This is a genomic window from Thauera propionica, assembly GCF_002245655.1.
GTDB classification, from domain to species: domain Bacteria; phylum Pseudomonadota; class Gammaproteobacteria; order Burkholderiales; family Rhodocyclaceae; genus Thauera; species Thauera propionica.
Genome location: NZ_NOIH01000004.1, coordinates 1 through 22,928, shown reverse-complemented (window position 1 = coordinate 22,928; position 22,928 = coordinate 1). Strand labels below are relative to the sequence as shown.

At 60.9% G+C, this 22,928-nt stretch carries 26 protein-coding genes and 1 pseudogene; 19 read left to right on the top strand and 8 right to left on the bottom strand.

Going from position 1 to position 22,928, the window contains the following annotated elements; genetic code table 11:
• The first annotated feature begins 44 nt into the window (after positions 1–44).
• Positions 45–611, top strand: coding sequence for a LuxR family transcriptional regulator (locus tag CGK74_RS05340; protein ID WP_094267473.1), 567 nt, complete (start codon positions 45–47; stop codon positions 609–611).
• Positions 612–764: 153 nt separating this feature from the next.
• Here CGK74_RS05340 and CGK74_RS05335 read toward each other — a convergent pair whose 3' ends face one another.
• Positions 765–1,838, bottom strand: a complete 1,074-nt coding sequence (locus tag CGK74_RS05335) for an IS5 family transposase (protein ID WP_094267472.1) — start codon at positions 1,836–1,838, stop codon at positions 765–767.
• 167 nt (positions 1,839–2,005) lie between these two features.
• On the opposite strand from CGK74_RS05335, the gene CGK74_RS05330 reads away from it, so the two are divergent.
• The 6 genes from CGK74_RS05330 (at position 2,006) to CGK74_RS19150 (ending at position 5,222) form a co-directional block, all read left to right on the top strand.
• Entirely contained in the window at positions 2,006–2,287 is a 282-nt protein-coding gene (locus CGK74_RS05330) for a helix-turn-helix domain-containing protein (RefSeq protein ID WP_094267471.1), read from the top strand.
• A 124-nt stretch (positions 2,288–2,411) separates the two neighbouring features.
• Positions 2,412–2,693: a type II toxin-antitoxin system TacA family antitoxin gene (locus CGK74_RS05325; protein ID WP_094267470.1), complete on the top strand. Its 282-nt coding sequence runs from the start codon at positions 2,412–2,414 to the stop codon at positions 2,691–2,693.
• A complete protein-coding gene (locus CGK74_RS05320; protein WP_094267469.1) occupies positions 2,690–3,211 on the top strand; it encodes a GNAT family N-acetyltransferase in 522 nt (173 codons plus the stop codon). Before CGK74_RS05325 ends, CGK74_RS05320 begins: the two co-directional genes overlap by 4 nt.
• 120 nt (positions 3,212–3,331) lie before the next feature.
• Positions 3,332–3,532, top strand: coding sequence for a hypothetical protein (locus CGK74_RS19570; RefSeq protein ID WP_476718178.1), 201 nt, complete (start codon positions 3,332–3,334; stop codon positions 3,530–3,532).
• Between the two features lie 61 nt (positions 3,533–3,593).
• Positions 3,594–4,895: an RNA-guided endonuclease InsQ/TnpB family protein gene (locus CGK74_RS05310; protein WP_094267468.1), complete on the top strand. Its 1,302-nt coding sequence runs from the start codon at positions 3,594–3,596 to the stop codon at positions 4,893–4,895.
• Positions 4,896–5,006: 111 nt separating this feature from the next.
• The gene (locus CGK74_RS19150; RefSeq protein WP_133091782.1) at positions 5,007–5,222 is read left to right on the top strand and encodes a hypothetical protein; all 216 of its coding nucleotides are present in this window, start codon (positions 5,007–5,009) and stop codon (positions 5,220–5,222) included.
• A 56-nt stretch (positions 5,223–5,278) separates the two neighbouring features.
• On the opposite strand, the pseudogene CGK74_RS19145 reads toward CGK74_RS19150, so the two are convergent.
• Positions 5,279–5,446, bottom strand: a pseudogene (locus tag CGK74_RS19145) (ATP-binding protein); the annotation flags it as partial.
• 157 nt (positions 5,447–5,603) lie between these two features.
• Between CGK74_RS19145 and CGK74_RS05300 the strand changes: the two are divergent.
• A complete protein-coding gene (locus CGK74_RS05300; protein WP_165770044.1) occupies positions 5,604–6,551 on the top strand; it encodes a tyrosine-type recombinase/integrase in 948 nt (315 codons plus the stop codon).
• 212 nt (positions 6,552–6,763) lie between these two features.
• Here CGK74_RS05300 and trfA read toward each other — a convergent pair whose 3' ends face one another.
• On the bottom strand, positions 6,764–7,654 hold the full coding sequence (trfA, locus tag CGK74_RS05295; RefSeq protein WP_094267466.1) for a plasmid replication initiator TrfA: 891 nt from the start codon (positions 7,652–7,654) through the stop codon (positions 6,764–6,766).
• 1,589 nt (positions 7,655–9,243) lie between these two features.
• Here trfA and istA point away from each other — a divergent pair.
• From istA to CGK74_RS19135, 4 genes are all read left to right on the top strand, one after another.
• Entirely contained in the window at positions 9,244–10,593 is a 1,350-nt protein-coding gene (gene istA / locus CGK74_RS05290; protein WP_094267465.1) for an IS21 family transposase, read from the top strand.
• Complete coding sequence (istB, locus tag CGK74_RS05285; protein ID WP_094267464.1) at positions 10,590–11,366, top strand: IS21-like element helper ATPase IstB; 777 nt, start codon at positions 10,590–10,592, stop codon at positions 11,364–11,366. The genes istA and istB overlap by 4 nt, the downstream gene beginning before the upstream one ends.
• Before the next feature lie 169 nt (positions 11,367–11,535).
• The gene (locus CGK74_RS19140) at positions 11,536–11,976 is read left to right on the top strand and encodes a DDE-type integrase/transposase/recombinase (RefSeq protein WP_240498633.1); all 441 of its coding nucleotides are present in this window, start codon (positions 11,536–11,538) and stop codon (positions 11,974–11,976) included.
• 72 nt (positions 11,977–12,048) lie between these two features.
• On the top strand, positions 12,049–12,414 hold the full coding sequence (locus tag CGK74_RS19135) for a Mu transposase domain-containing protein (protein WP_240498632.1): 366 nt from the start codon (positions 12,049–12,051) through the stop codon (positions 12,412–12,414).
• Between the two features lie 80 nt (positions 12,415–12,494).
• On the opposite strand, the gene CGK74_RS05275 is transcribed toward CGK74_RS19135, so the two are convergent.
• The 3 genes from CGK74_RS05275 to CGK74_RS05265 all read right to left on the bottom strand — a co-directional run bounded on the left by CGK74_RS05275 (position 12,495) and on the right by CGK74_RS05265 (position 15,721).
• A complete protein-coding gene (locus CGK74_RS05275; protein WP_094267463.1) occupies positions 12,495–13,469 on the bottom strand; it encodes a ParB/RepB/Spo0J family partition protein in 975 nt (324 codons plus the stop codon).
• Positions 13,466–14,158 carry a ParA family protein gene (locus CGK74_RS05270; RefSeq protein ID WP_276206040.1) on the bottom strand — a complete coding sequence of 231 codons (693 nt, stop codon included), beginning with the start codon at positions 14,156–14,158 and terminating at the stop codon, positions 13,466–13,468. Before CGK74_RS05270 ends, CGK74_RS05275 begins: the two co-directional genes overlap by 4 nt.
• 649 nt (positions 14,159–14,807) lie before the next feature.
• Positions 14,808–15,721 (bottom strand): IS5 family transposase gene (locus CGK74_RS05265; protein ID WP_240498631.1). Its coding sequence is split into 2 segments (ribosomal slippage): positions 14,808–15,694 and positions 15,694–15,721, totalling 915 coding nucleotides; the frame shifts between segments, so codons are not numbered across the junction.
• 256 nt (positions 15,722–15,977) lie between these two features.
• Here CGK74_RS05265 and CGK74_RS19130 point away from each other — a divergent pair.
• The 6 genes from CGK74_RS19130 (at position 15,978) to CGK74_RS05240 (ending at position 21,464) form a co-directional block, all read left to right on the top strand.
• On the top strand, positions 15,978–16,280 hold the full coding sequence (locus CGK74_RS19130) for a helix-turn-helix domain-containing protein (RefSeq protein WP_240498630.1): 303 nt from the start codon (positions 15,978–15,980) through the stop codon (positions 16,278–16,280).
• A 45-nt stretch (positions 16,281–16,325) separates the two neighbouring features.
• The gene (locus CGK74_RS19125) at positions 16,326–16,922 is read left to right on the top strand and encodes an RNA-guided endonuclease InsQ/TnpB family protein (RefSeq protein WP_338056363.1); all 597 of its coding nucleotides are present in this window, start codon (positions 16,326–16,328) and stop codon (positions 16,920–16,922) included.
• Positions 16,923–17,201: 279 nt separating this feature from the next.
• A complete protein-coding gene (locus tag CGK74_RS05255) occupies positions 17,202–18,275 on the top strand; it encodes a ParA family protein (RefSeq protein ID WP_094267460.1) in 1,074 nt (357 codons plus the stop codon).
• 1 nt (position 18,276) lies between these two features.
• On the top strand, positions 18,277–19,293 hold the full coding sequence (locus tag CGK74_RS05250) for a ParB/RepB/Spo0J family partition protein (protein WP_240498628.1): 1,017 nt from the start codon (positions 18,277–18,279) through the stop codon (positions 19,291–19,293).
• A gap of 345 nt (positions 19,294–19,638) precedes the next feature.
• Complete coding sequence (locus tag CGK74_RS05245; RefSeq protein ID WP_094267459.1) at positions 19,639–20,148, top strand: hypothetical protein; 510 nt, start codon at positions 19,639–19,641, stop codon at positions 20,146–20,148.
• Between the two features lie 119 nt (positions 20,149–20,267).
• Complete coding sequence (locus tag CGK74_RS05240) at positions 20,268–21,464, top strand: IS256 family transposase (protein WP_094267458.1); 1,197 nt, start codon at positions 20,268–20,270, stop codon at positions 21,462–21,464.
• 196 nt (positions 21,465–21,660) lie between these two features.
• Here the strand turns inward: CGK74_RS05240 and CGK74_RS05235 are convergent, their stop codons facing one another.
• The gene (locus tag CGK74_RS05235; protein WP_094267457.1) at positions 21,661–22,071 is read right to left on the bottom strand and encodes a hypothetical protein; all 411 of its coding nucleotides are present in this window, start codon (positions 22,069–22,071) and stop codon (positions 21,661–21,663) included.
• Positions 22,064–22,354, bottom strand: coding sequence for a hypothetical protein (locus CGK74_RS05230; RefSeq protein ID WP_094267456.1), 291 nt, complete (start codon positions 22,352–22,354; stop codon positions 22,064–22,066). The genes CGK74_RS05235 and CGK74_RS05230 overlap by 8 nt, the downstream gene beginning before the upstream one ends.
• A gap of 119 nt (positions 22,355–22,473) precedes the next feature.
• Between CGK74_RS05230 and CGK74_RS05225 the strand changes: the two genes are divergently transcribed.
• Positions 22,474–22,854, top strand: coding sequence for an H-NS family nucleoid-associated regulatory protein (locus CGK74_RS05225; RefSeq protein WP_094267455.1), 381 nt, complete (start codon positions 22,474–22,476; stop codon positions 22,852–22,854).
• Positions 22,855–22,928 lie beyond the last annotated feature (74 nt).

The following is a 22,928-nucleotide window of genomic DNA, read 5'->3' as shown; positions in this document are numbered from 1 at the left end:
GTAGAAAGTACGTAGAAACTACTTATAGGCGCATAAAGAACAAGATGAGCTACCACGATCTTCCTGATGAGGCTCTCAATCTGACCGGTTTCATGGACGCGCCGACCGCGATCATGGTGACGTCGAACCGAACCATCCTGAGGGTGAACACCGAGATCGAACTGCTGTTCGGCTGGAACCGGGTAGACCTAGAAGGGCAGACGACGCGCCTGCTGTACCCGTCGAGTATCGACTTCGAGAAGATCGGGTCACGCTGGAGCCGGTGGCTGCAGAACCGTCCCCGCTACGAAGATGAGCGCTTCATGCAGCGCAAGAATGGCGAGATCATCTGGGTTCGTGCCCGCGCGCGAACCTTGTCACCGGGAGATCCGTTCCAGTTAATGGTGTGGACCTTCGAGCACTTGAAGGACCGAGTTCCGAGCTCTTCCGCTTTGACGCCGAAGGAGCGTGAGGTTGCGCGCCATATCGTCAACGGCCACACCAGCAAGGAGATAGGACAGACGATGGGGATCTCGCCGCGAACGGTAGACGTTCACCGTGCGTCAATCATGCGCAAGCTCGGTGTCCATAACGCTGCGGAGCTTGTGACTCGGATGATCATTGCCAGCTAACAGGCTGATGCAAGAACTGGTGATCCCGCGCCCTCACTGAGGTTCAGGTCGAATTTCATCGTGACATCATTTTCCGGAATCGCCTTCGCACCGCGTTCGAATTGTCTTCGTGGCCGCAACGGCGACCACGAAGGTCCGTTTGCGCGCCTGTGCTCATGCCTTCACCTCCGAAACGCTCAATTTCGCGATTCGGAGCAGGTTGTATGCAGCACCGGAAATTAAGGCCGCCATCTGGGTCTTCGCCTGGCCGATGAAACGGGTCTTTCGCAATCCGCCGACCGTTTTCAACCAACCGAAGATCTCCTCGACGCGCTTTCGCTTTCGCTGGCTGACCCGGTAGCCCTCGGTTCGGGTGGTTTGCCCATACAGGCCGGGCGTCTTCCGATCCTTGATGCGCGCGATGTGCGGTCGCACCGCGTGCTCGCGCAGGTGCCCGACAAATTCCTTCACGTGATAGCCCTTGTCGGCGCCGAGCGTCTTGGGGTGAATGTGCCGTCGACGTGCGCGAGTGAGCAGCTGCCGCGCGGCACGGTGCTCGGCCTGGGTCGATTCGGTGATGAGGATGTCGACGCACAGCCCATTGCGGTTCTTCATGAGCACATGCCCGCCATAGCTGAGCTTGGCCGGCTGGCCGTTGCCCTTGCGCATGAGTCGAGACTCAGGATCGGTCGTGCTTTGATGTGTGGCGTTCGAGCGCTTCTCGCCCTTGAAGTCGACCATCCCGGTGCCGTCATCACCGTCCTTGGGCTTAAAACTCTTGAACGAAGCCCAGGCATCGATCAGCGTGCCGTCGACCGTGAAGTGCTCCGAGGACAGCAGCTTCTGCTTGCGGGCCAGATTGACGACCTCATCGAAGAAGCGTCGGGCCACGTCGGTGGCGACAAGGCGTTCGCGCAGGCGGCTGAAGTTCGACTGGTCCAGCGTCGGGCTCTCAAGATCCATGTCGAGAAACCAGCGGAACAGGATGTTGTAGTCGAGTTGTTCGCAGAACTGCCGGTCCGAGCGAACCGAATACAGCGCAATCAGCAATTGCGCCTTGAGCAGTCGCTCTGGCGGAATCGATGGGCGACCGACCGAGGAGTACAGCGCGTCCAACTCCCCAGAAATTGCGCCCAGGGCACGGTCGGCCAAACGCTTCACCCGTCGCAGCGGATGATCCGCCGGCACACGCGAGTCCGGCGAGAAGTAGTGGAACATCGAGGACTGGGGGTCGAGTTGGCCGCGCATCGTTGCCGGACAAGGAGTCTGGAGATACGTCTATGACATGCAGCTTTTCAGATCGTTCACAGCCTTTTACATCACGCTGTTAGTACTTCAGGTCGGGGAAGGATAGCGTGTTCGCAATAGGCGAACTGGGGGCTTGAAATCCGGATCGGATGTGAGAGCCTGATCGCATGAGTGAGGGATCGGTCTTCCATCGTGCGTACCGGTATCGGCTGCGGAGTAACCGCAAGGCCGATGCGGTACGGCGGCGCTGGGCAGGGTGCAGCCGCAAGGTGTGGAACCTCGCCCTGGCCGAGCAGCAGGCCCGGCGGGAGCGGGGTGAGAAGTATACCGGCTTCGCGGGCACGTGCCAGTGGGTCACCGCCTGGCGCAAGGCCACTGAGACGGTCTATCTTGCCGAGGTGCCTGTGTGCACATGCTGCAGAACGTCGTGCCCTTGGCGTCGTGGGTGAGCGTGGCGCCGGCCGCAGTGGTGGTGACGTAGAAGGGTTCAGCTCACGAAACGAAAAAACAGTATGGTAGTGGCGTGGCTATGTACGGCAATCTGCCGTATCATTTCGGCAGGAGGACAAGACGATGCCCACAGCCACTTCTACCGCCCGCCTCGAAGCGCGGATCAGCACCGATCTGCATTCGATGCTCAAGCGCGCCGCTGAACTTCAGGGGCGCACCATGACCGATTTCGTGGTCGCTGCCGTCCAGGACGCCGCGCAACGCGCCATTGAGCAAGCCGAGGTCATCCGCCTGTCGCTGGCCGATCAGGAGTGCTTTGCACAGGCGTTGCTGTCGCCACCACCACCGGCCCCGGCCTTGGAACGCGCTTTCGCCCGTCGCCGCAAGCTCTTGCGTACTGAATGAGCAGCGCACCGTTCCGGCTCACGCCGCTCGATGCAGCGCACGTTCGCGCAGCGTTCAACTGCGGTTCCGAACCCCTTGAGCGTTACCTGCGGGAACAAGTCACCCAAGATGTTCGCCGCCGTGTGGCTGCCTGCTTCGTGGCGTTGGCGGAAGGGCAGCGCATCGCGGGCTACTACACGCTGGCGTCGGCAAGCCTGCTGCTGGCCGATCTTCCGGCCAGCGTCGGCAAGAAGTTGCCGCGCTATCCGACCGTCCCGGCGGTTCGCATGGGCCGCTTGGCCGTCGATCAGGCTTTCAAAGGGCAAGGGCTGGGCGGCGCACTGGTGGCCGATGCGCTTGACCGTGCTGTCCGCTCCGAGATTGCCGCCTATGCCTTGATGGTGGACGCCAAGGACGAGGCGGCAGCGGCCTTCTACCGACATCATGGCTTCATCGCTTTGCCCGACTCACCGTTCACGCTCTTCCTGCCGCTGGCAACGCTGAAGGCGTCTCGGAAAACGGAAAATCGAGCGCGCTAAGCCGGTGGCATTCGTGCGAGTCAGGTTGGGCTATACCCTAACCTGGCGTCAGACCATCCGACACGAAAGCGTCAGGATAGAATCGTTTCCAAAATTGTTTGACATTCACCTCCAAGGGTCATGGATTTCTTCCTGAAACATTGCCCTCAGGAGGACACCTTGCACGGTCAGCGCATCGGCTACGTTCGCGTCAGCAGCTACGACCAGAACCCGGAACGTCAGCTCGAGCAGGTTACGGTGTCGAGCGTCGACTGCGTCCCTTCGATCTGGGATGACCGAAATGCGCGGCAAGCCCCGGCACTTCAGGCCGGGGAAGGATAGCGCGTTCGCCGCAGGCGAACTGGGGGCTTGAAATCCGGATCGGTTGTGTGAGCCTGATCGCATGAGTGAGGGAACGGGCTTCCATCGTGCGTATCGGTATCGGCTGCGGAGCAACCGCAAGGCCGAGGCGGTGCTACGACGCTGGGCAGGGTGCAGCCGCAAGGTGTGGAACCTCGCCCTGGCCGAGCAGCAGGCTCGACGCGAGCGTGGCGAGAAGTATGCCGGCTTCGCGGGCATGTGCCAGTGGGTCACCACCTGGCGCAAGGCCCCGGAGACGGCCTATCTTGCCGAGGTGCCGGTGCACGTGCTGCAGAACGTGGTGCGTGCGCTCGATGGCGCCTTCCAGCGCTTTTTCAGGAAGGAAGGCGGCTACCCGAAGTTCAAACGCCGCGGCGACCCGATCGGTCTGCGCGAGACCGATGTGAAGTGCTTCTCGGTGGACGCGGCCAACGGGCGCATCCGCTTTCCCAAGGTGGGCTGGTTGCGCTACCGGGCGAGCCGCCCGATCGAGGGGCGCGCGATCACGGTCACGCTGCGCGCCGAGGCCGATGGCTGGTACGTGTCGATCGCCTGCGCGTTCGAACCCAAGGCGCTCGAGCGCGGCCCGAAGGCCTGCGGCATCGATCGTGGGGTGGCAAACTTCGCCGCCTTCGACACCGGGCAGCGGATCGCACCGCTCGATGCGCACAAACGATCACTACAACGGCTGCGTCGCTACCAGCGGGCCGTCACCCGCAAGATCGAAGCTGCGAAAGTCGCCGCCGGCATTCCCAAAGGGAAACCCTTCCCGAAGGGGTTCCGACTGCAGCCCTCGAACCGGCTTCGCAAGGCACAAGCCCGGGTGGCGAAGATCCACCAGGGGATCGCCCGGCAGCGGGCGGACTTCCTGCATAAGCTCTCGACGCAGATCGCCCGCGAACACGCGCTCGTGTGCCTGGAGGATCTGAAGGTTCGATCGATGAGCGCGTCGGCCGCAGGCACGCAAGAGGCGCCCGGCAAGCGGGTGCGTCAGAAGGCGGGCCTGAACCGCTCGATCCTCGATCAGGGCTGGACGATGTTCAAGGACCAGCTCGCGTACAAGCTCGAATGGCGCGATGGAGTGCTCGTGCTCGTCCACCCCGCTTACACCTCGCAGCGCTGCCACGCCTGCGCTCACACCCATGCGGACAACCGTAAGGGCGAAGTTTTCCGGTGCCGGTCCTGTGGCCACACCGACCACGCGGACGTCAATGCCGCGAAGAACATTCTGGCCGCGGGACACGCGGTTCTGGCCGGCGACGGCCACGCGCTCGTGGAGGGACAGGTGCAGTCAGGCCGCCCGGTGAAGCGAGAACCCACCGAAGGGCTACGCCATGCGGCCTAGCCCAGCAGGAATCCCCGCCCTTCCCGCTGCGCGGCGAGCGAAGCGAGAGGGCGGGGAGGATGTCAAGAGACCCGCCAAGCCGTTCTGCCTGATGGCAGCGAAGCCGCTGAGATGAACAGCCTTAAGGCCATCGCGCTGATGGCACATCTGTTGGCCAAGTCCGCCAGCAAATACCAAGTGGGCAACCGCCCAAACGCCTCTGCCATCAGCGATGGCCGTCATACAGGCGGCCGAAGAACTGATGCCCAGTGCCTGCTGTCCTTCAACAAGAAGCTGAGCGAAGCGCTCAAGCTGTTCGGGCCGGAGATCAATCGGCACCGGACCTGACGATGGCCGGTCCAGCGGCCGGTGGCGAGATCACGGATCTGCCCCGGGCCTATCGAGGGCTTCGCCTCGAAGTCGAAGTGTTCGGGCGTGCGCAGGCATGGGAAACGGGCGAGTCTCATGCCGGTCTGTATGTCCCGGGTGTAGCGCTGACCGACCTCACGTTCGGCCAGGAACAGCACCGCTTCGCGCACCGCCCTCTGCCCCTGGCTAGCTTCGTCGAGCAGGCTGTCGAGTTGATCGTGGATCGCCGTGTGCCGCAGCTGGGCGAGCAGTTGCTCCTCACCGGGAAAGGGAGAGCCCTCTTACGCTCCAGAGCCCGCTAAACCTGAGCGCCGAATGATAGACTGTGTTCCCCAACACACAACTAACGGTCATGTATTTATGAACAACTACAGCCCCGCCCTAGACGGGCGGGGAAAACCAACTCTCCCACCAAGCGCTAAAAAATACGGACAAGCAATCCTCTCGACACTGCCCATGTCTCCAGCAAGCCTGAGAATCACTTTTTTCATCTGGAACAAGGCCTGCGTAAAACTAGAGGAAAACCGTTTGACGCTTCAAACAGCGCCGGCTTCATTCTGGCGAGACTGTGCACTGTCGATGTCGAAGAAGGAACACGCGCTCCGCCTACTCGGCCTCGCCTCCTCCGTCTACTCAGCGCTCGCCGCAGACGGCTACGTCGATCGAGACTACGCCCAGGCAGCGCGAGCCCTTCTAGATGAGCCCTTGTCGAACGCCCCGCCAGCGTTCTTGAGCGAAGAGCAAGCAGTAAAACTCGATGCTCTCCTTCGCTCTACCGCTGAAGACGACTTGCGCCGGCGCGACAAGGCTATGGTCGCGCTGTGCCTCTACGCCGGCGCCTCACCGGCAGAACTAATTCGAATGACCGTTAGTTGTGTTTCTGCCGCAGCACATCACCACCTAGTCACGTTCACTGTTCCAACGACGTTTTGCGGAAAAGCAGCGATGCACCGGCGGACAACGCCAATCGATGATCGGGCGCAGGTAGCACTGGTAGCCTTTACGACTCAACTCGCTGGCCGCGCCCCTCAAGATCCAGCCTTTGCGGGACTCGATCGCAGCAGGTTGAAGCCGATAGATCGCACCCGTCTCTACGTCGTCGTCAGGAAATTGCTACTTGAAGCACTTGGGGATAGTGCCGAGGAACGCCGCCAAGGACCTCAGACGCTCCGTAACACTTGGTGCGCGCGTATGCTGCGCGCTGGAATTCCCGTCGACACGATCATGCAGCGCATGGGGTGGGCCGATATCGCAACCTTCTATCGGTTCCGCGCAGCCTGGGCAAAGTTCGAGGCTAGATGCGGCTAGGGAGTCCGCTCAATAGTCATGGAGGAACGAACGTCGTCTGATCGGTGATACTGAGACGGCTCGCCACCACACAGAGCGGCCTTGTAGCCACGCAAGCCTCTCGATCGCCAGCCTTCGGAAGAAGCACCGCGTCCTCACGTAACGCCGAGAGTGCTGCTCAGTCTGTGGCCAGCGCAGTGCCGCCAACTATCACTCAAACGACGTCGTTGCCGTCACATGCTGAGAAGCACGGGAGGCTTGGGAGCACGGCGGACCATCAGTACGTCGGTAGCAGGATCAATGTGATAGGACAACAAAAAACCCACCTCGATCAGGCTATCGAGGGCCTCACGGAGCTTGTAGCGAAACTTGGCAAGCACGGCTATGCGTGACCCGCAAAGCATCTTGATCGTCTCGACCTTGTACCCCATCGGCTCACGATGCGAGAAGTAGAACTGGTGCAGCCACTTGGCGAGCGGCGGCAACTTCAAGCGCTGCTTCCAATCGATCTTGGTGTAGGTATTCTCGTGGAAGAGATAGATGATCTCGGGCTCAAGCCAGACTCGCCACCGCTGAGACGTACCGCGTGCAGCGCTTTCGTCCCACTCGAACTTTCGAATCAATGAGCTACCGAACCCCTTCTCCCGTTCGGAGCTTGTACCAGGAAAGCTCATTTTGACCTTCACGGTAGTCGTGGACAGGCGGTTGATGCACTCCCGTAACCGGTCATAGCTACCCTTGGCCGTGGTCCAACCAAGTTCCTTCAGGAGGCCATAGCCAGAAAACTCGACGATCTCACCGAGCGGCTGCTGTCGCGCCAAGTGCACGATTTGCAGAAAAACGTCACCATCCTCCTGCCGCAACTCTTCGCCGGTATAGACAATCTCGATTCCCTTGACGGCGGCGATCTTGCGATTCCGGAAGTTCTCTCGTGCAACGCTGCGGTTTGCTGCCGTAAAAAGCGCCGAGCGCGCGAGGGCGTTTGGTAAGCCTCGAACGCTCTCTTCCCACAACGGGAGCTGCTGTATGATCGCTTCTGCGACCAGCGCATCGCGCTCCTTGCTCATGCGACGGATTTTCTCGACCTGGTCGATGAGTTCCGCGGCACCGGACTTGCTTTCCATGTCGCGTTCCCTAATCCATGACGACCGTTGAATTTTAACGAGTTTCCGGAGGGACGAAAGGGGGCAATCATCGTCTTATGAGAGACAAAGCACGTCGTATGAGAGGCAAAGCACGTTGTATGAGTGACACGGGATCTCGTTGCGACCACTAGAGCGCCATCTACAGGGTGGCGTAACGTCGTTGTTTGGGTGACCGAAACAACGTCTCCTGAGGGACAAAGCACGTCGTTTGGGTGACTAGCCCACGTCTTTAGAGTGAACAAAGGACGTTCTAACGGTGAAATAACGACGTCGATACGGTGAACACACTAGTGCCTGAACCCCAGACGTCACTTGGCAGTGGGCGAGTTATCCACAGACCCCTAATACGTCTTTAATGCATCTTTAATCGTTGCAGAACCTATCACTGAAAAGACGTGCTTTACGCACATCGACGGCGAGACGGCGCAAAAACACTGCCCGGAAGAGGGTCACAACACCCTCGAGCATCCATCTTTGGCCACTTGCACGTCTCTAACCGCAGAACTTGCACGCGAACATCAGGAAAAGACATGGACCATATCTCCAAACGACGTTTTTTCGGTGATAGTCAGCCTTGCCAGTATCACCGTTAACACGACGTTCAAGCCCCGCTACACAGCTACCACGAGCTGAGGTATCACCGAAAAAACGAGGTTCTAAAAGTTGACCCTCGACGGTTTGAGCTCACACTGAACGGGTGCTTGCTGCTGCACAACTTTCTGTTTTGCAAAAGAAATACTGTCCTACTGAAGCTCTCTACAGGCTGCAGTCCTACCGGTAACGTACAGAGCCTGGAGTTCATTGGGGACAAGAGCATGCGAACCTAGCTCGTCTTCTACAGTCGCACTTTTTTGAATGCTTCAACGTCAGGTCTACGTCGTTCATTATCGACAAGGCCAGGGGCTATATCACCAGCCCCGGCATGAACGATGCACAGGTGGAACGCGCCTATTAGCAGAGGGCGACGGCTTCCTGTCGAACAACCCGCAGAAGACGAGCATCGTCGAAGCCGACTTGACATCCTCGCCACCCTCTCGCATCGCTCGCCACATTTCGGAAAGGACTGGGATTCCGAACGGGCTAAGCCACGTGGCATAGCGCATCGGTGGGTTGTCGTTTCACCCGACAGAATCGCGTGTCCCTCGGCCAGAATGTTTTTCGCGGGATTCATTAGTGTGGCCACAGGCCCGGCAACGGATGACTTCGCCCTTGCATGTGACCGCAGGCGTGACAGCGCTGCGAGGTGTAAGCGGTGTCACCGACCAGCACGTTGGAGCCAGTCGCGGATCGGCCCAAAGGAGCCACTTCCACTCTGACAGGCGTATCGACCTTGATTAGTTCATCGCTACCCTGCTGCCTTTTTGTTCGGCCAGAGGCAGGCGGTGGCCCGCAGGCGCATCGAGATGTACGAATACGCAAGGCCCTGATGAGCATGCTCCAAGGCGACTCCGAGCGCGAGATCGCGCGCTCGAAACTGATGGGGCGCAGCAAGGTGTCAGTAGGAACTCAATAATCCCCAGTTGTGGGAATTGAATTTTCCCCACCCATTTTTGAAGAGGAGTTCAGAAATGGAAGGGAAGGAAGTGTTCGACGATGTCGCCCCGAGGGGCGACATCGTCGGCTGCACCTCGGCTACTGTGACCGTGTCGGGTCAGTCCGAGGAGGCACGTATGCTCACCAGGGAACGCTGGGAGGAGATCCATCGGTTGCATGCGGGCGGACAGAGTGTGTCGGCCATCGCGCGCGGGCTGGATCTCGATCGCAAGACGGTTCGACGCTGCCTGCGTCAGCCGGGGTGGTCGCCGTACCGACGTCAGGCGTCGGCGTCGTGCCTGCTCGATGCACATCGCCCGTGGCTGCTCGAGCGGGCGCCGCAGGTCGGCTACTCGGCACGGATCCTGTATCAGGAGTTACGGGCGCGGCACGGCTACGGGGGCGGCTACGACACGGTCAAGAACGCAGTGCGACCGCTGCGCAAGGAGGCGGCACTCGCGGCGCTGACGCAGCGGCGCTTTGAGACCGGGCCCGGCGAACAGGCGCAGGTCGACTGGGGCCAGGTGAAGGTGCGCTTTGGGGAGGCGGTGGCGACCGTGCATGTGTTCGTGATGACCCTGGGGTACTCGCGGCGGTGCTGGGTCGAGGGCTTCGAGAACGAACGGCTGGCCAGCCTGCTGGCGGCGCACGAACATGGCTTCGCCCACTTCGGCGGGCGCACGGCGCAACTGCTCTACGATCGCATGCGCACCGTGGTGCTCGGCAGCGAGGCGGGTCGCATCCGCTGGAACCCGACCTTCGAGGCCTTTGCGCGTCATTGGGGCTTCGAGCCCCGGCTGTGCAAGCCCTATCGGGCGCAGACCAAGGGCAAGGTCGAGTCTGGCGTGAAGTACGTCAAGCGCAACTTCGTGCCGGGGCGCAGTTTCCATGACCTGGACGACTTCAACGCACAACTGCTGCAGTGGGTTCAGGAGGTGGCCGACGTGCGCGTGCATGGCACCACCCACCAGCGCCCGATCGAGCGCTTTGCCGAGGAGGCGGCGGCCCTGGTGCCGATCGCCAGCCAGGCGAGCTTCCTGCAGGCGATGGTCCGTGACCGGGTGGTGGCCGATGACTGGCTGGTGTCGATCGATGCCAATCGCTATTCGGTGCCGTGCCGGCTGATCGGCAAGACCGTGCAAGTGGTGCGCGCCGGCGGCGTGTGGCAGATCCGCTATCGCGGTGAGCTGGTCGCCGAGCACGCGGTTCTGGCCGGCCGCCATCAACTGAGTGTCCAGCCTGAGCATGGCCCCGGTGCTGCGGCCCGCAACGCCCGCCAGCGCTACGGCACGGCGAGCGCCCCGGCGCCACCGACCGGACTGCAGGATGAAGCGGTCGAGGTGCGCGATCTCTCGATTTACGAGCAGATGCTGGAGGCCGCATGAATCCCGCCCAACTCGAACGCCTGGCCGATCATCTGACCAAGCTGCGCCTGTTCAAGAGCCGCGAGCGGCTCGAAGCCCTGCTGCAACAGGCGGCCGCCGAGGACATGGCCTATGCCGATTTCCTCGAGCAGGTGCTCGCCGAGGAAGTCGCCGCCAAGACCAGCAAGAACGTGACCATGCGCACGGCGATGGCACGCTTCCCCTTCGTCAAGCCGCTGGAGACCTTCGACTTCGCCTACCAGCCCTCGATCGACAGGAAGCAGGTGCAGACGCTGGCCACGTGCCACTTCATCGAGCACGGCGACAACGTGCTCGTGCTCGGACCGCCGGGCGTGGGCAAGACGCATCTGGCCGTCGCGCTCGGCCTCAAGGCGATCGAGGCCGGCTACCGCGTGCTCTTCACCACCGCTGCCAGCCTGATCGCGGCACTGACCAAGGCGCATGCCGAGGGGCGGCTCGACGAGAAGCTCAAGATCTACACCACGCCACGTCTGCTGATCATCGACGAGATCGGCTACCTGCCGATCGAGCGTCAGGGCGCAAACCTGTTCTTCCAGCTGATCAGCCGCCGCTACGAGCGCGGACCGATGATCCTGACCAGCAACCAGAGCTTCGGCGCCTGGGGCGAGGTGTTCGGTGACCGCGTCATCGCCACCGCCATCCTCGACCGGCTACTGCATCACGCCGTCACGCTGAACATTCGTGGCAACTCGTACAGGTTGAAAGAGAAGTTGAAAGCCGGCCTCGTCCGTCCGCAAGAGGCCGAGGCCTGAACGGGGTGGGGAACTTTCGATTCCCATGGGTGGGGAAAATTGGGTTCCCCTTGACAAGCAAGGCGGCCCGCTTCCGTGCGTTGGCGCGCGCCCAGGGTTGGCTCGATCCTGAGCGCCCCTGCCTGAAGACGCCGAGATCACCGCCGCGCTCGGGCCACCCAAGCTGCCGGTGACGGCCCAGTCCTCGATTGCCGCGTACCGGCCGCTAGTGGAGCAATGGCTCGCGCAGATCATCTCCGGCGTGGTGATCCACACCACGCTCAAACGCGAGCATGGGTTCAACGGTCACTACTCCACCGTGTGCCGACAGATCGCGCAGATTGGCCGCGAGCAGCCGCCCGGCGCGAGGGTGCGCCTCATCCTCGCGCCGGGCGAGGCCGCGCAGGCGAATTTCAGCGCCGGTCCCCATCTGGTCGATCCCGCCACTGACGAGATCCGCCGCACGTGGGCGTTCGTGATGACGATCTGTTTCTCGCGTCACCAGTACGTGGAGTTCGTCTGGGACCAAAGCATGCGCACCTGGCTCGGTTGCTACCGTCGCGCCTTCGAATGGTTCGGTGCCGTGCCCTCGCGGCTCATCATCGATAACGCCGAGTGCGCCGAGGGCTAAGGCTTTCGGGTCGACGCCTGCCCGCCGCAAGACCCGCAGAAGAAGGGCATCGTTGATACCGGCGTCAAATACGTGAAGGGCGACTTCCTGCCCACACTTAGCTTCCGTGATCTGATCGATCTGAACGTGCATGCGCGCAAGTGGGTGTTGAAGGAGGCCGGGCTGCGCATCCACGGCACTAATCGCGTGCTGCCGCTCTTAGAGGTGCCGCCGGATCTGGGCATCTGGCATGCGGTGACGGTGCATCGCGACTGTCATGTCAGCTTCGAGTCTGCGCTGTACTCGGTGCCGTTCGCGCTGGTGGGCAAGACGCTGTGGCTGCGGGCCGCCCCGGGCGTTCTCGCGTTCAAGGGCCAGTACGGCGCCGCACGCCTCGCGGCCGCATGTGAGTGGGCCATCGCGTCGCTGTTCGAAGACGACCGCCCTACGTTTCACTGACCCGGGCACAGCGGGGGCCCACTTCTCCCAAGGAGCCACCCACCATGTCCCTGCCACCGAAACTCATGGGGCCACTCAGGTCAGGACTCCTGCAAACCAAATCGCCGTCGAAGCTCACTGACCAATGCCGTGCGCTCCTTAGGATCGGAGATAGAGACCTCGAGTGAGACCTTCCCGGAATCCCACTCTTTGAGGAGACCCGACCACGAGCCCTCACGCTGGATCTTGTAATGCCTCGATGTTTCCTTTCGCTTTCGAGGTTTGGGTGCCTGCAGTCGCTGGCGAGCCTCTTGGATCTCTCTTCGGCCTGCGTCCCCATCGGCTATACGCGTTACCCACTCGAACGTAGCCGATTGACCGCCAACTTCTTCAAATAGGACCAACTCGTAGAGGACCGACAAGGCGAACGCCTCGGGCGCTGCCTCGATCGCATCGAGCACACCGCTTGAAAGTCGCAAAATCGAGAGCGTTTTATTCACATTCGGCAACGACATGCCAGTCACTTCAGCCAGCTCTGTTTCAGAGCTGTATACCTTCTCGTCTAGTAACTGACGCCATGCTAGTGCGTTGTCCAGCGCAGACTGCGGTTCTCGATCCGCGTTTTCGCGATAACTGAGTTCGTATAGATCTCGGTCGCTGAGCTCTTCGCGCAAGACCACCTTTAGGGTCTTCAGGCCGGCTACCTTGGCTGCTCGCAGACGATAATGCCCCGCTGCGAGGACGTAACGATCACCTCGGCGAGTCGCCAGCCCCGGAATCATCTGCCCGTGTGCAGAAAGTGATGCAGCGAGCTCATTGACTCGCTCCGGTTTATAGATTTTTCTTGCGTTGAACGGATTTGGATCGATGTTTTCCAGTGGAATATCGATCATATCGCCGGGCCGCCCCTCCACCGACTTGTCGAGCGTCTCCTGTACAACGGCAACGTCAGAAGTTCGTGCGCCAATCGCGGCATTCAAGGGATTCCCGCTGAGCTTTAGGCGATCCGCCAGCGAAGGTGCCACAAGCGGCTCCTCGATGTCTTCACGTCGGCTTTTACGTGAGGATGTGGTCATTTCTTTGCTCCCTTCGTTCTCTTTTTCGGTAGCCCAATCAGCGCGGCAACCTCATTGGCGAGGGCCTCTATCTCTTGGGAGGCCGACGAGCGCGAATCAATCCATTGCACCGTACAGTTCCGCGCTTGGGATTCAGGAAACGCCGCTCGCAATCCGATCTTGCTTTTAAGAACAGGCTCTTGTGCCAGGCGCCGCAAATCCTCTTCAGCCTTCCCGTGGAAGACGCCTCGCCGCATCATGTTTACAACATAGGCGATTCGCATTGATGGGTTGTCTTTATCCCTAACTTTTGCAGCAAACTCACCGGCCTGCAAGGAAGACATGACATCACCTCGTGACGGAGGCACAGGAATCAGAACTAAGTCTGCTGCTAGCAATGAGGTGTGTACGGGCTCTGACTCGAGGATCGGGGGGCAATCGAGCAAGATGAGCTCCTGCGTTGCAGACAACTCAAGCAAGTGATCGGGGAGTTGCGTTCCAGCAAACGCCATCGGCGTCACAGTCGCTGGCAGACGTTCGCGCGCCTTCGTATGTGTGCCCCACAAGAATGTTGCGGTGGCTTGATTGTCGAGGTCAGCTACGAAGACCTTAAAGCCCCGAAGACCAAACGTACCGGCAAGTTGGGCGGCGATCATCGTCTTTCCGGACCCACCCTTTTGATTGAAAACGGCGATGATTTTGGCTGTCACATTCGTGTCCCAAGTGGTGTGCTTTCACGCGTGAAAGTTGGGTTGCGGACGGTCGCTACGTCGGCAGTATAGCGTCTATATTTTAAGATGCGTTAATACTTGGAACGACAAAGATATATAGATATAAATACGAAGACATGAAGATTTCGTTCTCTTAGCGTGTCGAGTTGGCTTACGATTTCTCAACTGAGTGCGAGCACGTTCGCCTTGGAGGCGTCTCCCGGACGAGGTGTTTCGAGAGCAGGGCATAAACGACTTTCACGCGTGAAAGCACTTGCTGTTCGCAGCCCACGCATGAAGTCGTTTCAGGGCGCCCCTTGCGAGCTAAAGGCACTCGCACCTCAGCCGCCAGTGGTGAGAGCTCATCGAAGAAACGTGGCGAAGGCCTCTGAACCTCTCCAGCCAAGCCCTTAGCCGGCTATGGGTGGAGTTTCTGGCGGCACCCGGCCATGAACGCTGAGCGCGGCTAGGGAAAAGTGCTGAACAAATCATGTTCAAGTACCTGCGGACCGATTTTGAGGACGTATCCGTGACGGCCTCTCGAGTTCGACGGCATTTGATGCTGCCGATCGGGTCGGCCATGGGCAGTTTCCCTCCGCTTTCGCGCCTTGGTGCCCCATCAGGACGCCCGTCGGGCATGAAGCGCCAACTACTGTCGGCGCGCCAGGAACAGATTGGCCAAACCGAAAAGCGAGAGCAGTTGCGCTTCGTTTTTCGCCAGCCCACGGTAGCGGGTCTTCTTGTGCTTGAAGATGCTCTTGATCACATGGAACGGGTGCGCGACCTTGACCCGAATGCTCGCATTGGCGCGCACGAGCTGCTCGAGCAGCTTCCCCAGCCGGTTGGCTGGCAGCGCCTTGCGCTTGCTGCGCTTCAGTGCGATGTGCCAGCTCACCGGGGTGTTCCGGTTCTCGTCGCGTTTGTCGGCACACTGGTAGCCCGCATCACCGAGCACCTCCGTCTCCTCGCCGTGCAGCAGCTTGTGTGTCTGGCTCACGTCGCTTACGTTGGCCGCCGTCGCCACCACCGCATGCACCAACCCGGACTCGGCATCGACGCCGATGTGCGCCTTCATCCCGAAGTACCACTGGTTGCCCTTCTTCGCTTGGTGAATCTCAGGGTCGCGCGCCTTGGCGCGGTCCTTGGTCGAAGGCGCTGCGGCGACGATCGTCGCGTCAACGATGGTGCCTTCGCCCATCATCAGCCCCTTGTCTGCCAGATGCGACTTGATCGCCTCGAAGATCTTCTGGGTGAGCCCGTGCGTCTCCAGCAGGCGACGGAACTTCAACAGCGTGGTCGCGTCGGGCGCCGCCTCGCGGGCCAGGTCGATGCCGACGAAGGCGCGGATCGCCTGACTGTCGTAGATGGCGTCCTCGATCCCTTCATCGGACAGGCCGAAGCACTGCTGAGCGACATACATCCTCAGCATCCGTCCCGCCCCGATCGGCGGACGGCCGCGACCGCCACCCTTCGGATAGAGCGGTTCGATCTCTGCCAGGAAACGGTCGCGCCGCGTCTGCTTCCTCTTTCCGCGCACTCCAGCTCGGAAAAGCTCGATTGCATCGATTGAGGTCTCATCGTGGCTCAGCGGCCACTATTGTCTCGAAGGCATGGCAACTGACGGGTGGTGCTGGACGAATAAATCAGCGTTGCCCTAGTTCACCCGTGTCAAGCGACACGAAGATTTGCCCCCTGATGACATCTGGCATTGACCGGAATGCGCGGCAAGCTCCGGTACTCCAGGCAGGGGAAGAATAGCGCGTTCGCCACAGGCGAACTGGGGGCTTGAAATCCGGACCGGACGTGAGCGCTTGATCGCATGAGTGAGGGGTCGGTCTTCCATCGTGCGTACCGGTATCGGCTGCGGAGCAACCGCAAGGCCGAGGCGGTGCTGCGGCGCTGGGCGGGGTGCAGCCGTAAGGTGTGGAACCTCGCCCTGGCCGAGCAGCAGGCCCGGCGTGAGCGGGGTGAGAAGTATGCCGGCTTCGCGGGCATGTGCCAGTGGGTTACCACCTGGCGCAAGGCCCCGGAGACGGCCTATCTTGCCGAGGTGCCGGTGCACGTGCTGCAGAACGTCGTGTGCGCGCTCGATGGCGCCGTCCAGCGCTTGCGCCGCCACTAGCGGGCCGTCGCCCGCAAGCTCGAAGCCGCGAAAGTCGCCGCCGGCATTCCCGAAGGGAAACCCTTCCCGAAGGGGTTCCGGCTGCGGCCCTCGAACCGGCTTCGCAAGGCACAAGCCCGGGTGGCGAAAATCCACCAGGGGATCGCCCGCCAGCGGGCGGATTTCCTTCACAAGCTCTCGACGCAGATCGCCCGCGAACACGCGTTCGTGTGCCTGGAGGCTCTGAGGGTTCGATCGATGAGCGCGTCGGCCGCAGCCACGCAGGAGGCGCCCGGCAAGCGGGTGCGCCAGAAGGCGGGCCTGAACCGCGCGATCCTCGATCAGGGCTGGTCGCTGTTCACGGAGCCGCTCGCCTACAAGCTCGAATGGCGCGGCGGCGAGCTCGTACTCGTCCATCCCGCTTGTACCTCGCAGCGCTGTCACGCCTGCGCTCACACCCATGCGGACAACCGCAAGGGCGAAGTTTTTCGGTGTCGGTCCTTTGGCTACACCGACCATGCGAACCTCAATGCCGCGAAGAACACACTGGCCGCGGGACACGCGGTTCTGGCCGGCGACGGCCAAGCGCTCGTGGAGGGACAGCTGCAGTCAGGCCGCCCGGTGAAGCGAGAACCCACCGAGGGGCTACGCCATGCGGCCTAGCTCAGCAGGAATCGCCGCCCTTCCCGAAACGCGGCGAGCGAAGCGAGAGGGCGGGGAGAATGTCAAAGCGCCGCTGAGCACGAGCTGTCCTTCCTTGCCCTTGAAGTACCGGGGGGCTTGTCGCGCATTTTGATCAGATGCGCGTCGACTGTAATCTGCCAGCAAAAAGTTGGACTCGATCTTAGATGCAAGGATAAAGTCGATAAAAACGGATTAGTCCTTGCAGCAAGAAACGAGGCTCTATAAGATTGCGTGCGATTACAGCCTACGAGAGCCTACATGCAGCCCCACTACAAGGTGCAAGCGGTCGCGAAGATGCTTGGAACGACCGTAGATTCAGTGCGGCGTTATGTTGATGAGTCTGGCGTGAATGTGTCTCGGCAGGCGTCTGGCCCAAAGGTGAGGCAGTTCACGATTGAAAACGTATTCGATCTCGCCGCATGGCGTCGTGCAAACAGACCGAAGATTTCGATCCGACGGAAGACGATCGCAACCGTTTATGCGCCCAAGGGGGGAGTCGGCAAAACGACGCTGACTGCTAATCTTGGGTCGATCTTTGCCCTGATGGGCCTTAGAACGCTGGTGATCGATCTTGATTTCCAGGCGAACTTAACTCTCGCGTTTGGGTATGACTCGGAACTAACGCTCGAGGAGGCACGTGAGTCAGGCGTGCCCGAGGAGCGTGTGGTGCAGTACCACTTGGGGCATCTTGTGCCTGGCTGGCCAGGCGGACGCGGGGCTCTCTCGGATGTGATCAAAAAACCGTTCGGTGAGAATGGGCCTCACCTCATTCCGTCCGACCTGACACTTGATCGGCTGGACACGATCCTCACCTATGATGCGATTGAGGGGAAGAAATCCGACCTAAAGATTGCAGCGCTAGTTGCAGAAGGGCTTGAAGGTACCAACCCAAGCTTTGACCTCTCGACTTACGACGTAATTTTGTTCGATGCGGCACCGGCAAAGAACAGAATGACGCGAGGCGCACTTCTGGCGTCAGACTTTGTAATCGCGCCTGTGTCGCTGGAGCGATATTCCACCAAGGCTGTGTCCTACCTCTCTGCAGTGCTGCAAGATATGCACAGCGATGTTGGGCGATCGCCTCAGCTGGTCATGATCGGTAACTTCCATGTTCCGAACAGACTTCGCGTCTATGGCCAGGTGGGCAAGCTCTCGGCTGAGTACCCTGGAGCGCTTTTGAATGTGATGGTGCATCGAAGCGAAGAATTTCCGAAGACTCTTTCGGAAGATGAGGAGCAACCGCCACTTGTACTTGCCAGGCCCACTGGCGGTGCAGCAGAACAGCTTCATGACGTTGCACGGGAGCTTTTGCGGAAGATGGGGGTAGTCTGAGATGGTCGACAAACTTTTTGCTTCGAAAGCCATGTCCGAGGAAGAGTTCAACGCTCAGCTGCGATCAGAACGAGCGCAGAAAGCTGCGCCGCACGGTATGGTAATGACCCATCCGCCCTCGGGACCGAGTCGGTCGCTTCAAGAAGTACTTCGTGAGCATCAGCAAGATTTTGCTGCGGAGAACGCGTCCGACCGCGCTGCTCCCGAGCCGAAGGAAATCAATCGAAAGTACCAGAACATCGCTGTGTCGCTCATCGACGCCAACCCGCTTGCGCCGCGTGAGATTTATACGCCGCAGATGATCAGGGAGCGCGCTGAGGCTCTTCGAACCCAAGGTCAGCACGACCCGATTCACGTCATCCCGAATCCCGATGAGCCGAAGCGCTTCATTATCTGTGACGGCTGGACTCGCGTGCAGGCGTGCCGAGACCACCAAGTCATGCATGAGTTGCTGGCTGAGGTCCATGAGGGCATGTCTCTTGAAGAGTCGGCTTGGTTCGGTTACCAGCAGAACGAAGAGCGACAACAGCATTGCGACCTCGACCGTGCAATGTTTTACGAACGCTTGATTGCGACCGGGGAGTCAGCTGCTGAAGTGTCTCGCAGAGCCGGTATTTCTAAGTCGCAGATGACGTTCTACCGGTCGTATTCACGGTTGCCTTCCGAGGTGATGGATATCATCCGGGAGTCGCCAGATCGTTTCGGTGCAACAGTGGCGTATCACCTCGAGCGTCTCTGCCAGAATGCGGGGAAGCGCAAGGCGGTGGCGCTCGCTGCCCGCTACGCCGAGGAGAATCGCCCTCGGTCGTGGTTGATTGCCCAAGTGCAAGGACTGATCGAGGCGCCAGCTCCTCGCAGGCCATCCTCAGCCAAACAGATCCGTTTTGCGAATGGTTTTTACAAGCAGCGGGACGATTCGTTCGAAGTGAATATCAAAGTTGATCCTGCGAAGCGTGATGCATTCGCGCAAGCGCTTGAGGCGCTGCTTGCAACGGTCGGTGAAGCGGTCGCGGATTAGGCGGGCTACTTTGGCGACTGTTGAGACGGTTTAGCGGCTAAACGACCATCGTCCGGGTGCAAGTTTAGCCGCTAAACGCTATCAGCCAGTGTGCCGTAAACCCTCGTTCCAATCGGGCCTGGACGCGCTGTCACCGACCGGCACATTGGAGCCAGTTGATGATCGGCACATTGAGGCCAGTCCGTGATCGGCATATAGGAGCCAGTCGCGGATCGGCACATTGATGCCAGCGCCGGATCGGCGTAATGGAGCCACTTCCACTCTGACGGACGTCTCGACCTTGAACGGTCCCTTGCTACCCTGCTGCCTTTTTGTTTGGCAGGAGGTAGGCGGTGACCTGCGCGTATGCGCACGACCCAATCGTCAACGGTTGAGAGGGATTCGGAGAACAAGATCGATCCTGCAACCCGACTTCCGATCGACGTTCTACCGTTGGTGAAGGAGCTTGGCGTCAGCAAAGGACTCGTCTGCGCCCTGATGTCCTTCGCAAGGGAGCAAGGCCAGCAGGGGGTATTGGGGTCGATCGTGAAGCTCTTCTGGCACAACATCTCGTCACTTCGAGGTCGTGCCGTCTTCGCCTATTTGCGGAAGATCCTGAGCCACAAGCGCGACTTCAAGCGCATGGTCGCGCTCCAGATCGAAGCGAGGGGGAGCGGTGATGTGCCAGCGACCGAAGCTTCAAGACTGACGGTGAAGCTGTCTGCGTTGCTTGAGCGGTGCGCTGACTGGGTGGTCCGAAACGCCCAGGGCCAAACGGTCGGAACCCTCAAGGTGCGCGGTGAAAGCGGCTACGTCGAGCGGCTAGACCCGGTGCGGCGGTGTCCCGGGAAGTGGTGTAACAGCGTGAGGGAGTGAGGTGTTCGCCGTGGTGGCCCTGCAGGGCCACCACGGCGGGCGCGAAGTCGGCGGGTCATCGGAGATCTTCGGTAAGGTAGGAGTCGCGACACTTCAACCGAACCATGAGGAAGACCCCGATGACCCAAGACAGGATGCAGCTTTCCGAGCTGCTTGAGAAGGCCGGCGCCGACGACATCGTGCGTGACATGATCGGCTTCGTGGCCCAGCGCCTGATGGAGCTGGACGTGGCCAATCGCTGTGGCGCAGCGCACGGCGAACGCAGCGACGAGCGGACCAACTCGCGCAATGGCTACCGCGACCGCAACTGGGACACACGTGCCGGCACGGTTGCGCTGCGCATCCCGAAGCTGCGTGCGGGCAGCTACTTCCCGCCCTTCCTGGAGCCGCGCCGTACGGCCGAGAAGGCGCTCGCGGCGGTGATCCAGGAGGCCTACGTCCAAGGCATCTCGACGCGCTCGGTCGATGATCTGGTGCAGGCCATGGGCATGAGCGGCATCTCCAGGAGCCAGGTCTCGCGCCTGTGCGCCGAGATCGACGAGCGGGTGCAGACCTTCCTGCAACGCCCCATCGAGGGCGACTGGCCCTACCTGTGGATCGACGCCACCTACCTGAAGGTGCGCGAAGCCGGCCGGATCGTCTCGGTGGCCGCCATAATCGCCATCGGTGCGAACACCGATGGGCGACGCGAGGTGCTGGGCATGCAGGTCGGCGCCTCCGAGGCCGAACCGTTCTGGACGGAGTTCCTGCGCAGCCTCACGCGGCGCGGAGTGCGCGGCGTCAAGCTGGTGATCTCCGATGCCCACGAGGGGCTCAAGGCCGCCGTGCGCAAGGTGATCTCGGCCAGCTGGCAGCGCTGCCGGGTGCACTTCATGCGCAACGTGCTCGTGCACGCGCCGGCCGGGCAACGCCGTGTCGTCTCCGCCCTGGTCGCGACGATCTTTGCCCAGACCACCGAGCGCGCAGCCCGCGACCAATGGCGCACGGTCGCCGACCAGTTGCGCGAGCGCTTCCCGAAGATCGCAAAGCTGATGGACGAGGCCGAGGACGACGTGCTGGCGCACATGAGCTTCCCGAAGGAGCACCGCACGAAGATCCACAGCACCAACCCGCTCGAGCGCCTCAACGGCGAGATCAAGCGCCGCACCGACGTCGTGGGCATCTTCCCGAACGAGGCCTCGATCTACCGCCTCGTGGGCGCCTTGCTGCTCGAGCAAAACGACGAATGGGCACTGCAGCGGCGTTACATGACGCTGGAAACGCTCGCCGAAGTTGGTGACAATTCCAACGTCAGCCTGCCTGCGGTCGCAGCCTGACACGTGCTCCTGCTAAACCGGAGATGCGATGACCCGCTGACCGCTTCTGCTGACGCTTCTTACACCACGTCCCGGGACACGATCCCCGGTGCGCGGGAGATCAGCCATGCCAGCGAATCTGCACTTCATGCTTGCCCTGGAGGATGGCCGGCTGCATCTGAGGCCGCCGGCGCAATGAACGCTGAGCTGCTGCGACTTAAAGACGAACTTGCCACGCCTGTACGCGGAACGTTGTCTCGCTCGGGTCGGTGGGCTCCATGCCGCTGATGCGCACGCCGCCGGCTTCAATCCAGTCGATTCGGGCGTTGTGCAGCTTGGCAACCAAGCGGCCGCTGGCATCGAACGCCTGGGCGACACCGTCCTGTGCCGACCAGGAAACGGTGGCCTCGATTACCTTTGGGGACTGGGCGGCACGCCCCTGTTTGCTGAAGAGCACAGCAACCGTCCGAGGACTCGCAGCCGAGGATTCGATCAGCGCTGCCTGGCGGCGCAGCGCGGAAGCCGCCTGGATCATCGCCGAAGGGATGTCGCCCGCAAATTCGCCCACCTTGCGGCTCAGACGTTCGAGTTTTTCCGCAAGCTCGTGTGAGCTGAGGTTCTCAGGCATGGGATGTCTCCTTCGACGTGAAAAACGGGACGAGGCCCGGTTGCTTTACAGCCGCTTTGGCGAGGATTTCGCATGCCTGCTTCGCGCTTTTGCAGGGCACACTGGGCCGACTGCCAAAGAACTCGGCGAGCCACTTGCGGCCGGCACCGGTGAGGTAGCCGATCCGGACATTGGCGAGCCTTCCAGCGCACGACATACGCACCATGTACCGGCTATCGCCATCCTGTTCTGCATGGACCTCGATGTTGTGCGATGCAATCGTGTAGTTGAACTTCTTGCTCATGCCGTCATTCTCCCAGATGTGAGAATGACGGTAATTGAGAATCCTGCCGGCGCAAGGGCTACCCCAGCCATCCGGAAGGTCCATCTGCACACAACACTTGGGCTGCGATCTGGCCCGCAATGAATTCGATGACGATAAACCTGAAAGACAAGACCATTCCGGAACTCAAGGCGCTGCTGCTCGACGTGGAGCGCGCGATCAAGCTCATCGAACGCGAGAAGCGACAACGGGATGCGGCAGCTCGACGGAAGGTGGTCCGTGCCGACGAGAAGATGTGCAAGCAGAAGAAGGTGGATTCCTCGCCTAGCATTGTGGCAACGTCGCCTTCCGCAAGCGAACGATCCGAAGACCTACAGCTAGCGACGCAGCCAGGCCCGAAGTTCATGCACCCCGCTAGTCGCCAGATGGTGTGGGATGGCGAAGGCGAGCAGCCCGACTGGCTCAAGGCCTATCTCGAGCGTAACCGTCCGAGCAACCCCGTAGTTCCCAGGCAGCGCTGAATCGTCGATGGTTGCGGCTGCGAAACTCATTTCTGGAGAACGACGATGGAGCAGGAGAGGCTGATGGCGGTGGT

Bases quoted from the DNA above. Each gene is read 5' to 3' on its own strand.
- CGK74_RS05340 (WP_094267473.1), top strand. From the start codon at position 45: ATGAGCTACCACGATCTTCCTGATGAGGCTCTCAATCTGACCGGTTTC.
- CGK74_RS05335 (WP_094267472.1), bottom strand. From the start codon at position 1,838: ATGCGCGGCCAACTCGACCCCCAGTCCTCGATGTTCCACTACTTCTCG.
- CGK74_RS05330 (WP_094267471.1), top strand. From the start codon at position 2,006: ATGAGTGAGGGATCGGTCTTCCATCGTGCGTACCGGTATCGGCTGCGG.
- CGK74_RS05325 (WP_094267470.1), top strand. From the start codon at position 2,412: ATGCCCACAGCCACTTCTACCGCCCGCCTCGAAGCGCGGATCAGCACC.
- CGK74_RS05320 (WP_094267469.1), top strand. From the start codon at position 2,690: ATGAGCAGCGCACCGTTCCGGCTCACGCCGCTCGATGCAGCGCACGTT.
- CGK74_RS19570 (WP_476718178.1), top strand. From the start codon at position 3,332: ATGGATTTCTTCCTGAAACATTGCCCTCAGGAGGACACCTTGCACGGT.
- CGK74_RS05310 (WP_094267468.1), top strand. From the start codon at position 3,594: ATGAGTGAGGGAACGGGCTTCCATCGTGCGTATCGGTATCGGCTGCGG.
- CGK74_RS19150 (WP_133091782.1), top strand. From the start codon at position 5,007: ATGAACAGCCTTAAGGCCATCGCGCTGATGGCACATCTGTTGGCCAAG.
- CGK74_RS05300 (WP_165770044.1), top strand. From the start codon at position 5,604: ATGAACAACTACAGCCCCGCCCTAGACGGGCGGGGAAAACCAACTCTC.
- trfA (WP_094267466.1), bottom strand. From the start codon at position 7,654: ATGGAAAGCAAGTCCGGTGCCGCGGAACTCATCGACCAGGTCGAGAAA.
- istA (WP_094267465.1), top strand. From the start codon at position 9,244: ATGGAAGGGAAGGAAGTGTTCGACGATGTCGCCCCGAGGGGCGACATC.
- istB (WP_094267464.1), top strand. From the start codon at position 10,590: ATGAATCCCGCCCAACTCGAACGCCTGGCCGATCATCTGACCAAGCTG.
- CGK74_RS05275 (WP_094267463.1), bottom strand. From the start codon at position 13,469: ATGACCACATCCTCACGTAAAAGCCGACGTGAAGACATCGAGGAGCCG.
- CGK74_RS19130 (WP_240498630.1), top strand. From the start codon at position 15,978: ATGAGTGAGGGGTCGGTCTTCCATCGTGCGTACCGGTATCGGCTGCGG.
- CGK74_RS05255 (WP_094267460.1), top strand. From the start codon at position 17,202: ATGCAGCCCCACTACAAGGTGCAAGCGGTCGCGAAGATGCTTGGAACG.
- CGK74_RS05250 (WP_240498628.1), top strand. From the start codon at position 18,277: ATGGTCGACAAACTTTTTGCTTCGAAAGCCATGTCCGAGGAAGAGTTC.
- CGK74_RS05245 (WP_094267459.1), top strand. From the start codon at position 19,639: ATGCGCACGACCCAATCGTCAACGGTTGAGAGGGATTCGGAGAACAAG.
- CGK74_RS05240 (WP_094267458.1), top strand. From the start codon at position 20,268: ATGACCCAAGACAGGATGCAGCTTTCCGAGCTGCTTGAGAAGGCCGGC.
- CGK74_RS05235 (WP_094267457.1), bottom strand. From the start codon at position 22,071: ATGCCTGAGAACCTCAGCTCACACGAGCTTGCGGAAAAACTCGAACGT.
- CGK74_RS05230 (WP_094267456.1), bottom strand. From the start codon at position 22,354: ATGAGCAAGAAGTTCAACTACACGATTGCATCGCACAACATCGAGGTC.
- CGK74_RS05225 (WP_094267455.1), top strand. From the start codon at position 22,474: ATGAATTCGATGACGATAAACCTGAAAGACAAGACCATTCCGGAACTC.